The organism is Prevotella conceptionensis 9403948 (genome assembly GCF_000312305.1).
In the GTDB taxonomy this organism is placed as follows: Bacteria; Bacteroidota; Bacteroidia; order Bacteroidales; family Bacteroidaceae; genus Prevotella; species Prevotella conceptionensis.
The window spans coordinates 88,113-101,649 of the sequence record NZ_HE999446.1; the positions used below are offsets into that span (position 1 = coordinate 88,113).

11 protein-coding genes are annotated in these 13,537 nt (G+C 43.4%); 7 read left to right on the forward strand and 4 right to left on the reverse strand.

Annotated features, from left to right (window positions below; translation table 11 throughout):
* The 5 genes from BN93_RS06625 to rpmH all read left to right on the forward strand — a co-directional run.
* The coding region (locus BN93_RS06625) for a TlpA family protein disulfide reductase (protein ID WP_157462741.1) at window positions 1–556 on the forward strand (556 nt) is incomplete at its 5' end.
* Window positions 557–1,003: 447 nt separating this feature from the next.
* Window positions 1,004–1,852 (forward strand): dihydropteroate synthase, encoded by an 849-nt coding sequence (folP, locus tag BN93_RS06630; RefSeq protein WP_019187552.1) that lies wholly within the window; start codon window positions 1,004–1,006, stop codon window positions 1,850–1,852.
* A 64-nt stretch (window positions 1,853–1,916) separates the two neighbouring features.
* Window positions 1,917–2,690: a diadenylate cyclase CdaA gene (cdaA, locus tag BN93_RS06635; protein WP_019187553.1), complete on the forward strand. Its 774-nt coding sequence runs from the start codon at window positions 1,917–1,919 to the stop codon at window positions 2,688–2,690.
* A gap of 559 nt (window positions 2,691–3,249) precedes the next feature.
* Complete coding sequence (locus tag BN93_RS06640; protein WP_019187554.1) at window positions 3,250–3,720, forward strand: hypothetical protein; 471 nt, start codon at window positions 3,250–3,252, stop codon at window positions 3,718–3,720.
* A gap of 2,108 nt (window positions 3,721–5,828) precedes the next feature.
* Complete coding sequence (rpmH, locus tag BN93_RS16695) at window positions 5,829–5,984, forward strand: 50S ribosomal protein L34 (protein ID WP_009228614.1); 156 nt, start codon at window positions 5,829–5,831, stop codon at window positions 5,982–5,984.
* Window positions 5,985–6,549: 565 nt separating this feature from the next.
* On the opposite strand, the gene BN93_RS06645 is transcribed toward rpmH, so the two are convergent.
* The 4 genes from BN93_RS06645 to BN93_RS06660 form a co-directional block, all read right to left on the reverse strand.
* A complete protein-coding gene (locus BN93_RS06645; protein WP_019187558.1) occupies window positions 6,550–6,987 on the reverse strand; it encodes a hypothetical protein in 438 nt (145 codons plus the stop codon).
* 338 nt (window positions 6,988–7,325) lie between these two features.
* The gene (locus BN93_RS06650; RefSeq protein ID WP_019187559.1) at window positions 7,326–8,039 is read right to left on the reverse strand and encodes a hypothetical protein; all 714 of its coding nucleotides are present in this window, start codon (window positions 8,037–8,039) and stop codon (window positions 7,326–7,328) included.
* Between the two features lie 8 nt (window positions 8,040–8,047).
* Window positions 8,048–9,745, reverse strand: a complete 1,698-nt coding sequence (locus BN93_RS06655) for a hypothetical protein (RefSeq protein WP_019187560.1) — start codon at window positions 9,743–9,745, stop codon at window positions 8,048–8,050.
* Window positions 9,746–10,172: 427 nt separating this feature from the next.
* Complete coding sequence (locus tag BN93_RS06660; protein WP_044260040.1) at window positions 10,173–11,438, reverse strand: SH3 domain-containing protein; 1,266 nt, start codon at window positions 11,436–11,438, stop codon at window positions 10,173–10,175.
* Between the two features lie 241 nt (window positions 11,439–11,679).
* Here BN93_RS06660 and BN93_RS06665 point away from each other — a divergent pair, with 241 nt between their 5' ends.
* Window positions 11,680–11,904 carry a helix-turn-helix domain-containing protein gene (locus tag BN93_RS06665; RefSeq protein ID WP_019187563.1) on the forward strand — a complete coding sequence of 75 codons (225 nt, stop codon included), beginning with the start codon at window positions 11,680–11,682 and terminating at the stop codon, window positions 11,902–11,904.
* A gap of 28 nt (window positions 11,905–11,932) precedes the next feature.
* The coding region (locus tag BN93_RS06670) for a carboxypeptidase-like regulatory domain-containing protein (protein ID WP_044260041.1) at window positions 11,933–13,537 on the forward strand (1,605 nt) is incomplete at its 3' end.

Below are 13,537 nucleotides of genomic sequence, written 5' to 3' on the forward strand. Positions count from 1 at the left end.
GTTGGAAGAGATGGAAGAGGCTGCCAGCTTGATGTCGCCCGCAGTTAGAGAAGGCCGCATGAAAGATTTCTACATGGCCAGCATCAATGGGATGAAGAAACAAAAGGAGGCCGACGAGAAGGCTGCTAAGGCACAGGCCGCTGGCGTTGTTGCTCCCGACTTCACGCTGAACAACCTCAACGGCAAGCCTTTCAAAATGTCGAGCCTTAAAGGCAAGTACGTGGTTCTTGACTTCTGGGGCTCGTGGTGCGGCTATTGCATCAAGGGTTTCCCAAAGATGAAAGAGTATTACCAGAAGTACAAAGGCAAGTTCGAGATACTGGGCATCGACTGCAACGACACGCCCGAGAAGTGGAAAGCTGCCGTTAAAAAGCACGAGCTGCCTTGGCTGAACGTGTACAACCCACGCGAAAGCAAGCTGTTGGGCGACTATGCCATCCAAGGATTTCCCACAAAAATCCTCGTAGGGCCCGACGGTAAGATCGTTAAGACCATCGTTGGCGAAGACCCCGCCTTCTATACGATGCTCGACGAGCTGTTCGGCAAGGCCAAATAAGCCCTCAAAACCAACGAATATAGGCAGGTTCTAAAAATTACCTTTACTGTATTTTTAACTTTTAGCTGAGCAGGTTTTGCTTACTTCTTGAAGGAGCATAGTGAACTATGCGACTGAAAAGAATAAGCGAAAGATGCCAGATAAAAGCAAAAAGACAGTGAAGAGCAACACAAGGAACAACAATTGAACCCTTGCGGGGAATTTTTAGAACATGCCTAAACATCGCAAACGCGGCAAGGAGGGCTGCATTGCGCGCCCGTTGAATGTAACATCGTGCGCCCCATCCCGCACCGCAAACCGCTAAACCACGTGTTTTCAGGCATTCGCCCAATGGGTAGGAGGCTTGGAAACACGTTTGGCAGGTTCGGCAAATCGCCCCAAACGGCATCGCGCCACGGGCACATAGCTTTGCCCAACACGCCGCAAACAAGCATAAACCCTTAACAAATGTCGTTCTCAATCACAGTTAAACAGAAACTTTTCGACCTCTCAACACCACGCGTAATGGGCATTCTCAATGCCACACCCGACTCGTTTTACGCTGGCAGCCGCGCACGAACAGAGAAACAAATAGCCCTACGAACCAACCAAATTATCGAGCAAGGCGGTACGATGATAGACGTAGGAGCGTTCTCAACCCGACCAGGAGCAGAGCAAGTGAGCCAAGAAGAAGAAATGAAACGCTTGCGCAAAACACTCGCCGTGGTATGCAAAGAACAGCCAGAGGCCATTATCTCGGTAGACACCTTCCGCCCCGACGTGGCACAAATGTGCGTAGAAGAATTTGGGGTAGACATCATCAACGATGTTTCCGACGGCGGACTGACGGGCATTGCCAACGTTCCGCTAGAACCCGAAACAGGCGAACTGCCGCAAATTTTCCACACCGTGGCCCGCTTAGGCGTGCCTTACATACTGATGTCTGTGCAACCCACGCTGCGCGATGTGCTGCTTGGCTTTGCCCGAAAGGTGTCGCAGCTGCGCACTTTGGGCGTTAAGGACATCATATTAGACCCAGGGTTCGGCTTCGGAAAGACGGTAGAAGACAATTACCTGCTGCTTAACGAAATGGAGAAGATGCAAGTGCTCGACCTTCCCACGCTGGTTGGCGTGTCTAGAAAGTCGATGATATACAAAACAGTGGGCGGCAATGCCGACACTGCCCTTAACGGAACCACCGTGCTACACACCATCGCCCTGATGAAAGGGGCAAACATCCTGCGCGTGCACGATGTGAAAGAGGCGGTAGAAGTGATAACACTCTTCAACCGAACGATGTCGGCAACAACGCCATAAAACCCATTCATCACCTGCCCGAACGCGCTCTTTGCCAGCCTTCGGCCTTACACAACAAGCCAATATGTTCTTCGATTTCGGAATAAAAGACATCATCGACATCGTGCTAGTGGCACTGATGCTCTATTATCTCTACCGACTGATGAAAGAGTCGCGCTCGCTCAACATCTTCATCGGCATCATGTTCTTTGTGCTGATATGGTTGTTGGTGAGCCAAGTGTTCGAGATGCGCCTGCTTGGAGGTATTCTCGACAAGCTGGTTAGCGTGGGCGTAATAACCCTCATCATTCTCTTTCAAGAAGACATACGCAAGTTTCTCTATTCGCTAGGGGCGCATCAGCGCATGCGCGGCGTGATGAAATACTTCTACAAGAACGACAACAACGCCAAAGAAGATAAGGAAACCATCATCCCCATCGTCATGGCCTGCATGTCGATGGCGCGCGGAAAGGTGGGCGCACTCATCGTTATCGAACGCGGCGAACCGCTAGACGACATCGTTGATACGGGCGATCTTATCGATGCCCGCATCAACCAAAGGCTTATCGAGAACATCTTCTTCAAAAATTCCCCACTTCACGATGGCGCAATGGTTATCTCCAAAAAGCGCATCAAGGCCGCGGGCTGCATCTTGCCCGTATCGCACAACCAAGACATTCCCCGCTCGTTGGGTCTTCGCCACCGCGCTGCTATGGGCATTAGTCAGAGTAGCGATGCAATGGCCGTCATCGTTTCCGAAGAAACGGGCAACATATCGGTAGCCATTGGCGGTAAGTTCCGCCTGCGCCTATCGGCAGAAGAACTCGAAAGCATATTGACGGAAGAGGCGTTTAGGTGAGGGCAACAGCCTCACCCCCTACCCCCTCTCCAAGGGGAGATGGGAGTAATATGCTAAGGAGATAAGGGGTTATGAAACGAAGGAGTTAAAACCTTACGGCAAAATCGCCATAACTCTTAATGTTTCTATGAATGGAGAGGGGTGTAAGACAAGTCAACTCACTGACCTATAAACTCCCAAAAGCCCAACAAGTCCCAAATACATCAACTTACAAACCCACCAACCCACAAACTCGCGAACTCACCAGGATATTAACTCAAAAAAATTAAAACTCATCAACAAACAAACTAACCAACTAAAAAAACACCAACTTAAAAACTCATCAACACAAAAAATTACATTGTACGCCCGATGGAAAGACGGCTCCCAAAACAAGGATCTGTACCTGACAGATACGACTTGCTATGAGAGCCACCTACGTTTCCACACAGACGTCAAACTGCTTTGTGAGTGTTGCCAATGGTTTCACGACTAGCTTGTCTCCAAGAGCAAGCACCGTATTGTCAGCACCGACCGTCCCAAGCACCGTCCCATCGTCAGGGGTAAGTAAAACAAGCGTATGGTGTTTTGGGCAAAAGTCAACAACATACAGATTGACGGCGTATCATTTATAGGGCACCACTCCTTCAAGGCTTTCAACGAGGGCATGCGCCTTAAGCAATGCATTGAATATCGGGAATCGCTGACGGGAATCAAAGTCGGCCGCATCGGTGCCGACTCCATATATGCCAACAATGCCAACCGCACCACGTGTACGCCAAAAAGCATGATGACTTGTTTCGCCAGAAAAGAGCCAAAGTCCAAAGAGGAAGTCGGAGGTATCAAGAAGGCGAGAAGGATTATCGGAAACTTCAAGGTCACGGTAATGGCGGGCAGCTTTGGAAACAAGAAACAGCGCTATGCCGTTGAGCGCATCAAGGCACGCAACATGTCCTGCGAAACATTGCTACTATTCTACGGAATCCATACGGCAAATGCCGTCCTCCTTGCCGCAGGGCAGATGGCCAAGGGCATGAAGAAGGCAGCTTGAAAAAAACAAGGTGGTTTTATACCGACCCATAGGCAGGTATGAAAGGAACAGGTGTGTCCAAACGGCTCGTCATTTGGGATTTATGCGCACAAAACACATCAAGAACTCTTCCAAAACATTTTTCAAGGAATAAGGATGTGGCATTTGTCAACCTCCAAAGATTCCTAAGAGAGAATTAACTGAATTGCCCTAAAGTAAATCTGGTATAAGACATTTCCTTATAGTTGCGGGTGCGAATTTGGGAGGATTTTTCTTCAAAGAGAAATGCAAAAGCATAGTAAATGGCCAAGAACGGAGGGGGACAGGTGCCCGAAAATTGCTCAAAAATCATCGCTTGGGCGCATTTTATATAGTTTTTAGCGGGTTTTCCTTTCTAGAATGGTTCGGCCGAAGAACGTGATTTGTAAAACATAATGACCAATTTAACAAATCGCCAGAAGGCTTTTCCCGAGATAAGAACACGGGCTCTGTATTGGCACAAACGATAGGGTTGAGCATGATGGGCGCAATGATGTGAACGATGTTAACCCCAATCGGCCATTGTCGGCTGTGCGGATTTAGTGTATTGTCGGGCATGTTGTCTGTCTTATAGTCAAACAGAATTGGGTTTGGAAAGTCGTAGCTGCATTGTGAGCGAACAACGGCCCTCCTTTTACTCAGCGTAAAGGTTAATGGATGCCAGGCTACGCATGCTTTGCATTCAACTAACAACTATTTTCCAAAAGCAACTCTGTTTGACTATATTATTGAGGACCTAGCGGGCAACGTCAAGAGAATAGGGGTGGGCAAGATGCCGACAAGCAAACGAAAGGTGAACGGCAAACAATGGAAACAACCTAAAATGTTTGATAAGCCATCTAATGGTCTGTTGGGGTTTAAGTTGTTGTCGCAAAAGTTCAGCGTGCGGCTAAGTTTCCATTCATTTTGTCACAAGTTGTATAATGTTCGTTTCGCGCCGCATAAACATTCTGCCAAAAATCGAGCATAATGGAATAAAGGGAACAAGTTGGATAGCTAGGGGCTTGATGCTGAAAACGTTGTTGAAGTGTTAAAAAATCGTGCCCGAACAAAAAATATGTTCTAAAAGTTGGCGACATGTAAAATATTATGCGTAACTTAGCACACGACAAACGAAAGGGGTCTTTGCCACTGAAAAGCTCAACATACCGTGAACGACATTTAGTTGTGCAAACAAGACTTCTATTCAGCTAAACTAAAATCTTAAATTCTACGCACAATGACGGTTACACAGATTCTCTCTTGCATCATTGCCCCTGTGCTAATGCCTCTATTTACACGCCGTGAACATTGGAAAGTGAAAGTGTATTTTTGTGTGCTTTGCGCACTTTGCACGCCTTTGGCTGGCATACCGCTTTTTCTTTTCTTGCGTAAGTTCTGACATTCATCCGCATTTAGAATGAAACATCAACTTGCCGTGCCTCTGCTTTGGCCACGGCAAGTGTAGAATGTTGCGCATGGTTATCGTGGGTGCGACATGGTTCGTTTTTTGAAGATATGTGCCATGTCGTTGAAAGGTTTGCGCCTTGTATGCGGTTGCAGGGTGTAAGGGGAATGTGCGGAGTGCTTTTCGTTTAACGGCAGGTTCTGGTAAAGGCACGTTTCTTAGGCATGTTCTAAAACACCCCACAAGGTTCTTCAATCGCAGTCCGTTGGTGTAGCACCTCACTGTCTTTCTGCTTTTATCTGTCATCTTTTGCTTGCTTTTTCACTCGCATAGTCCACCACGCCCCTTCACGAAGTAAGCAAAATCCATTCAGTTTAAAGCTAAAAATACGGTAAAGCTAATTTTGTGTCCCCTGCCTTTAAGTGTTTCTTCGTGTAGGGCTTTTCGGTGCCTATTGGTTTATATTTGGCATCTTTGGCTTGCCGTTTAGGTAGCATAGCACGCAATGTACCTTCAAGAGGTAAGCAAAATCTACTTAGGTAAAATCCCAAAAACCGCCAAAGCAAATTTTAGAACGAGCCTTAAAACCAACAAACTCATCCACTTAAATGCTTAAATCCTCATTATCATTTGGCTGTTTAAAAAGAAATAAGTAATTTTGCACCTCAAAAGCGAGATTATAACAATAAATTAAGATAAAGCAATGAAAAGAACATTTCAGCCCCACAACCGCAGAAGGGTGAATAAGCACGGCTTCCGTGAGAGGATGTCAACGAAGAATGGTCGTCGCGTTTTGGCTGCTCGCCGTGCGCGCGGTCGTAAGAAACTCACCGTTTCTGACGAACATCACGGCAAATAAGTCGCGGCCACGGCCTCGCTTAACGACATTGCAAGGCAGCGATGAAACAATTTGTTTCGTCGCTGCCTTGTTCGTTTGGGGAAACAAACTCGGTCCCAACTGGCCTTAATCCCAGCCCAATCGGCCTCACCCCCAGCCCCTCTCCAAGGGGAGAGGGGAGTGGTATGCCTTGTGTATTACGTTGTGTTATAGTCAAACAGAGTTGGATTAGGAGAGCCACAGATACACTGTAAGCAAACCAAAGTGTTCCTTTTCCCCTGCGTAAGGGTTTATTGATGCCATGCTACGCACGTCTTGCATTCTTCTAACAACAATTTTCCAAATGCAATTCTGTTTGGCTATAATGGATTAACCTTTAATTAGAAGAAACAGTTCTTCCCTACTTTTCTCCTTTGTCAGTGGGGAAGATAATAAGTTTATGAGTTTACCTGTTGGCGGAGTTAATTTAGCGTGTACTTCATTAGCTACGCCAACGAGCTCATTATTCTAATCCTTTACACTTCGGCAATTTTACTGTCAACTCCAATTACATTAAGAGTCAAGACAACTTCATTAAGGCCGGCGTTTAGTTCGTATCCAATTCAAAAAACCATTCCAAGAAGGAATTAAAGCTTTTCCACTGTGGTTGAAGTTTTCCATTTTGAAAATCAATCAATTTTTGTCCGAGTTCAAGTTCCAAAACTTCTCCTGTCTCTCGGTTGTAAAAAAAGCCACCCTCTGTTTCAAAGCTATCTAATGGAATGTATTCTTTTGGCAGAACTAAGTAGGATTGCAGAGATTCTATTCTTCGAGTATATGTCGAGTATATCAAATACCAACAAATATTTTCAATACTACCAGCTCTTCCTTTAAAGCTCGCTTCCGTTGTATGCAGACAGAAATAGGCCAAGTCCGACTCAAGATCAATCCCCAACTCCAATAGAGCCTTTGTGTAGTCTTCCTCTTCCTTCTCTAGATAGAAATTATTTCGTTTTAGATAATTGATAATGGTTTTACTTAACATGCTAATGAACTTTTATTTAAAGTCGTCTTGGCTTTTAGCTGTATCTATAACATTGAGAAGGCTTTATTGTCGTTGTGATGCACAAACGAATTAAGATAAACGCTCCTCTTATGTGCGAAGTATTGGACAAGATTACAATAAAATTTGAGATTCTGCACCAATTGCCCGTGGTAAAACATGGTATGTCTCGAAAAGTTACCTGCTTGAGGTTGTTCAGTGTGTTCTCTGTAAGTTGAAAGTTGCTTTATGGTGGCATATAACGAGGAAAACCAAGATAACATTATTATAAAGATACTTAACTTTGTTTGACATGCAATGTTAAAATCCAAGTATGTTGATTATTCAGAATGTTTCTTTCCAGTATAAAATGGGAAAGAGGCTACTAATTCATCTAACATATCTTGACCAATTATTTGTGTCGCTGCACTACCTGACATAGCAAAATCATCCATGAAATCTTTAACCCTATTTACCGCGACACCTTTCCATTCCCTTCTGAACACTTCTTCACAATCAGGTTCCGTATCATCAGAAGACAGATTGATGTCTACATCATGATTGACAACCAAATCATTTAGGATGTTTGTTTCAGGAGCAACAACTATTATATCCTCTATAGAGAAATCCTTAAAATCGAACACTTCTCCTTTAATTCTCCATTCCCTTAAATATTCAAAATCTGATGTGTCGACATTCAAGCGTAGAGCTCGCCACTTAAGTTCTTTTGGTATTAAATCCTTTTCATGATCATCGTAGTAGATGACGTTTCTTGCACCAAAGTCACGTACAAGTATATCTCGAGAAAATCCGATACCATAAGGTAAGTACATAGATTTCCCTGTCCTATTCACTTTTGTTTCAAAGAATCTAACTATAGATGTCAAGGGAGACGCGGAAAAACAAATGTACCCTCTCCCGCTTTTAAGCTTCATCTCATTTAAGATGTTTGTCATTGTTTCTATAGGATTAGACGTCTCACCTTTAATAAAATGAAAGAGATAAGGGCTATAATCTCTTCTTACTTTTCTAAATTTTTCGTTATAAACAGACATCGGTTATTTTATGCGTTACTTAATATTTTCTCTAACGATTCAAATAAACTACTGAATAGATAACGTAGCTCAGTCTCTGAAAACGTTTTTCCATGATAACGTGTTCTAATGAAATGATAGAATGATGGCTTAAACTGCATATCTGGTTTCTCCAAATACCTAGACTGATATTCATCTAGAAGTTCATTGAATTTGATGTTTCCATTGTGAAAATCGTTCATCAACTTGATAAAGCAGTCCATATTGATAATAATAGGTAGTTTTAGTTTGCCTGCAAGTGAACTATATCTTTTTTTAGTGATTTCCATAAATCTATACATGACTAGCTCATTAACACCATAGGCATCATAGACGCTGTTGGTTGTTACAATTATAGGATAGATTTTGTCACCAATAGTATATGGCTTATCAAGTTTTGAAAGGCTATTCCCGTTAATGTACTGATCAATAGTATAGAGTAATTGAGTCCCACCTTTGCGATTGGAAGTGCTGTCCCTACATATTTTATCCAAAAGTTCTTTCTTTACTTTTTCTAGGTCTGTTGAGTATCTTATATCGTTATTAATTAGCAAATCTTTGCACTCAAAGAAAAAAATGTTGTTCCCGTCTCTTAGGTAGTAGTCTGGAGGTGCTGCAACACTGGAGAAGTCTGTACCTCGTTTTTTGATTAGGGTAGTGGAAGTGAAAGACTTGTCCATAATCGTATAGAAAAGATGTTCCTCCGAAAATGAACGTCCTAACATAGATTTAAGAACAGTAAAGTCTCTTATGCACTCGGTGTTAGAATCAGTTCCTTTACGTTTTTCTATGGCTTTCCATGCATCAAAGACAAGTCCTTCATAGAATTTATCTATTAAAAAGGTTGGATTCAAAAGGAGAAATGAATCATCATCTATCTTAACGAAGAAATGATTTCTTAAATATTTTATACCTTTATTCTTGTCCTTGCATAGTTGCTCTTGGGTGTTTATATCTATACAATAATCATCTAGAAACCAGTGGACGGCCTCAGGAAGCGATTTTTTTCTGAGAATGTAATTTGTTCTGGTCTGTTTAAATAGCACAAATACGTCAAGAAGGTACTCTTGAAAATTATTTTTCCCTTTATCACAAATTAACCATTTAGAAATCGTATTATATGGAGTTCTGTTCTCACAAAAAACGAAGAACTCGTTTGCTTTATACAATTGAGCATGAAAATCTGCAGGAAACTTGAATTCTGTGACAGGTACATCTACTTTTAAGTTAAGATCTAATGCATTTAAATTTTCAATGTTGTTTTGTTGAACCCCAAGCCATAAGCTAGAGCAATAAAGATATAACTTATATACTGACACCTTTTGCTCTGGAGTTAATTCAATAGTATTGTTCTGTTTGTCAGAGTATTGTAGGATATACATTTCAAAATAAATTGTGCTAGTATTATCAATAAAATACGGATTATTTTGTCCCAAAATAAATGATTCTAACCGTGACAAAACTTTTTTTTCGTTAAGAAAAGATAGCCTAAGTTCAAATAGTTCATTCTTTTGCCCTTCTAAGTTGGACAAGCAGTAGTAGAAATTTTTGTGCTTTGCAATAATGAAATTCAAAGCAGCAAGATATGGAATATCTTGTGTCATGCTTGCTATATTTACAGACGAGAAATCATCAAATAAAGTCTCGTATGCAAGGCATGTCATTATAAGCTCTTCTGTATTTGCCATAAATGATATTTCTATATTGTTGTTTTTTTATTGAAAAGTGTTAGACACTGACTGTACATATTATTGATTTCATAACATAACTAATGTCCTGACCCTTAAGCTCATTTCATTCCATGAATAAATCTATTACGCAAAGTTCGGTAAAAAACTTAGAATATGAAAGTGGTCATTATTAATATTAGTAGAAATCGTCTTGACTTTTAAGATCTCTATAACATTGAGAAGACTTTATTGTCGTTGTGATGCACAAACGAATCAAGATAAACGCTCTTATTATGTGCGAAGTGTTGGACAAAATTACAATATAATTTGAAACCCTACACCAATTTTCAGTGGTAAAAAGTTGTCGTGTTACGAAAAATAACCTGTGGAGGTTGTTCAGTGTATTCTCTGCAAGTTGAATTCACCACATTACCCACTAGAAGATTTATTTCAAGAGGTTTGTTTTTAAGGCACACCTTATTCTACTTTTATGTATATATCCAGTTATTCCATCTTTTGTTTGCACTTTCCACCATTGCCCATCATTATTCAAAATGGTTAGCATTTCGTTGGTTGCAACTCGTTTTATGACTTTTGATGTAGAGCTTGCTCTTTCACGGAGATTAGCATACCCGTCGGGGTCGTCAACGAAGTAAGTGTCATTGGGATCGATAGCATTCTCCATTAACAATACCGCAGCTACCAGCTCTTTCAATTGGCTGTTGCCATAATAATTGTTTTTTTTGAGGCGATGGGCTAAATGTTTGTCCTTAGACATGAAGTTGCTTAGATGTTGATATGCTTTTTCATCTTTTATTCCCCCAATGTTGTCTTTGTTCTTTGTGTCATACTCAATCAAACATGCCATCAAGTACGCCAAACACGCATCCTTTACTTGTTGTGCGTATTTTAGTTTTGTGAAAAGCTCAAAATAGGCATAAACCAAGTCGTCAAACGGAGTCATGGTTTCGTTCGTTCTGTTAGACGTGCGGAATATTTCGGCAATGAGATTGCGGCGAAATCCCCTTTTCTTGTTGTTGTAGAATAATATGCTTTCTGCACAATCCCTATAAAATGAATGATTGGACACGTTTTTTGCAAAATCAATGCTTTTGGCCATAAGCATTTTGTTGCGTTCATAATCGATGTTAAAAACGATGTCTATTGCATATTCGGGATTATTTAAGAAGAAAGAAAGTGTTGCTGCATTATCGTTGAACAACAGCTTGTTATAAGCTAGAAACTTTTCGCCTATACCGTTTTCTCGTGTAAGGAGAACCTTTTTGGCATCTTCTTCCGTTGGGTCTTCTTCCTTTTCGGGTTGGTAAAACAGTCCTTCTGCCTCAGTGAAGACAAACCTTCTCACTTCGTTAATCGTATATTCTATGCACAGTCCTATATTTACGGTATGGTCTTGTGCCTTTTTATGAAGAGAAATGCCCCAATACTCCATACACCTATCCTGAAACTCTTGATACGTAGGGGCTTTATATCCATTTTCTTTGCCATATTCTTCCAATATAGCTGTTTGCATTAACGCTTGCTCATCCATTAGTTTCCTATTTACATAGGCAGTGTCTTTTGGCATGGCTGCATTTTTATTTCGTCCGTGGCAAGGGAATACGAATAGGCTAAACAAGCTCATCAAAGCATACTTACTTATCATCAGTTTGTGGTTTGAAACCAGTGGGTTGTATAATCTTCTAAGCATAAATCTCTATGAAGTTGTCTTTATTTTAATGTTATAAACTATGAGGGGGTATTGTCTTTGTGATGCGCAAACGAATCAAGATAAACGTTCCTCTCGCGTACGAAGTATTGGACAAAATTACAATATAATTTGAAATTCATCGTTCTAAGACTTTATTTTTCGATAATTTCAACGTCGTTCCTATTTATAATCGAAAGTAAAAAGATTTGGAAGATGTTAAGGAAAAACGTATCTTTGCATCATGACATTAAACTTATCCATAGAAGAATTCAAAACCCTTCGCAGGCTCCAGCACAGTAAGGAATTTCGGCCCTATTGGATTCAGATTACCTGCATACTGATGCTGGCGCATGGTCACGATGTGGAAACAATCTCCAACGACCTTGGAATAAGCTTGCTCAGCGTGTACAACTATGCAGAGGCCTACAGGACGGGTGGCATTTCCAAACTGACCGACAACCGCTAAGTTGACGGTGCGCATTAAATTTAACTAGATGGTAAGGATTCTGACAATCATTTTGGCTGCCTCATGGTCGATGGCCATCGTGGCGCAAGAGAAGGTGACCGGGCATGTGTACGACCCGTCACACAAGGCTATCGTAGGAGCCACTGTTGTGATGCTCAGCAGTCCCGATTCAACTTATATCTGTGGCGAGGTGAGCGATGCCCAAGGGCGTTTCGTGATGCCGCGACCGCAGGGCGAATGGATGATTGCGGTGTCGTGTCTGGGCTATGAAACCGCCATCGTCAGGCCGAACGTTGGCGACTCGTTGAGCATCGTGCTCAGCGAGGCACAGCATCAGTTGGACGAGGTGAGGGTACAGGCTTCGCGCCCTGTGTCGCAGCTTACCCGCGACGGCTTTCGCTATGTCGTTCGCGGCACGGCTCTCGCACGCGCTGGAAACCTTGAGGACGTGTTGGCCGCAATGCCGCTCATGAGAAAGACGGAAAGCGGATACGATGTGATGGGCAGGGGGCAGGCCGTGTTCTTTGTAGACGGCCACCGCATATACAACTTGTCGGAGCTCGACCATCTCTCGTCTGATGCCATCAAGAGCTTGGAGGTGGTCACAAATCCTGGCCCTGAATACGATGCCGCTATCAAGGCTGTGGTGCGGGTAACAACCTATACCAGCGTTGCCCAGGGGCTGAGCGTTGATGCTCGCTCTACATGGTACCAAAACCGCAACACCAGCGCGATAGAGCAGATGAACTTGCGATATAGTGCGCGGCGGTGGACGGTGTACGACAACTTTGAATACCGGTTGGACAACTATTTGAAATGGAAAGACCTCACCCAAACGGCCTATGTAGACACGCTGTGGAACGAAATCAGCAATGAGCAGGAACACCGTAAGCACAACCGTGTGGAGAACACGGCGGGCTTTGACTACCAAATTGCCGAGCAGTCGTATGTTGGTGGGCGATACCTGTTGACCCTCGACACGCGTAACCGCATGGATTTGAGTTCTACCAACCATATCTCTGCAGACGGACAGCCGTACGACCTACTGCGCACTGATGGGCAAGAGCGTGGTCGCAGCAACCCGAGCCACCTATTCAATGTCTATTATTCTGGAGCCGTCGGTAAATTCAAAATCAATACCGACCTCGACTATCTCCACAGCACGACCGAGACAGACAATGCTTATGACGAGACAAGCCAGACCGGCCGTAGTCGTGCGTTCTCGGCTGTCAGCCATATCAACAACAGACTGCTGTCGCTGCGTGTCTCAGTCGGACATAAACTGTGGCGTGGTGATGCAACAGTGGGCGCGGAGTATGTCCGTACTCGGCGCAACGACGACTACACCAGCACCCTTGGCGAGATGCCCACATCGCAGAGCTTGTTGAGGGAAACGCAGCGTGCGGCTTTTGCCGACTACTCTGTGCTGACCAGCGTAGGCCTCTTCGGTCTCGGCATTCGCGCGGAGGATTCACGGTTCACCTTCCATCCCAGCAATGGCGAGGCCGATGTGAACCAGTCCGTCTTCAGGGTCTACCCCAACCTCTCGTGGGGCATCCGCGTCGGACAGTTGCAGGCCCAGTTGCTTTACTCCACCGAAATCAGCCGCCCCACATATCGTCAATTAAGCAAG

Coding starts and splice junctions, on each gene's coding strand:
- folP (WP_019187552.1), top strand. CDS start 1,004: ATGTCGTTCTCAATCACAGTTAAACAGAAACTTTTCGACCTCTCAACA.
- BN93_RS06650 (WP_019187559.1), bottom strand. CDS start 8,039: ATGTCTGTTTATAACGAAAAATTTAGAAAAGTAAGAAGAGATTATAGC.
- BN93_RS06640 (WP_019187554.1), top strand. CDS start 3,250: ATGGTGTTTTGGGCAAAAGTCAACAACATACAGATTGACGGCGTATCA.
- rpmH (WP_009228614.1), top strand. CDS start 5,829: ATGAAAAGAACATTTCAGCCCCACAACCGCAGAAGGGTGAATAAGCAC.
- BN93_RS06660 (WP_044260040.1), bottom strand. CDS start 11,438: ATGCTTAGAAGATTATACAACCCACTGGTTTCAAACCACAAACTGATG.
- cdaA (WP_019187553.1), top strand. CDS start 1,917: ATGTTCTTCGATTTCGGAATAAAAGACATCATCGACATCGTGCTAGTG.
- BN93_RS06645 (WP_019187558.1), bottom strand. CDS start 6,987: ATGTTAAGTAAAACCATTATCAATTATCTAAAACGAAATAATTTCTAT.
- BN93_RS06655 (WP_019187560.1), bottom strand. CDS start 9,745: ATGGCAAATACAGAAGAGCTTATAATGACATGCCTTGCATACGAGACT.
- BN93_RS06665 (WP_019187563.1), top strand. CDS start 11,680: ATGACATTAAACTTATCCATAGAAGAATTCAAAACCCTTCGCAGGCTC.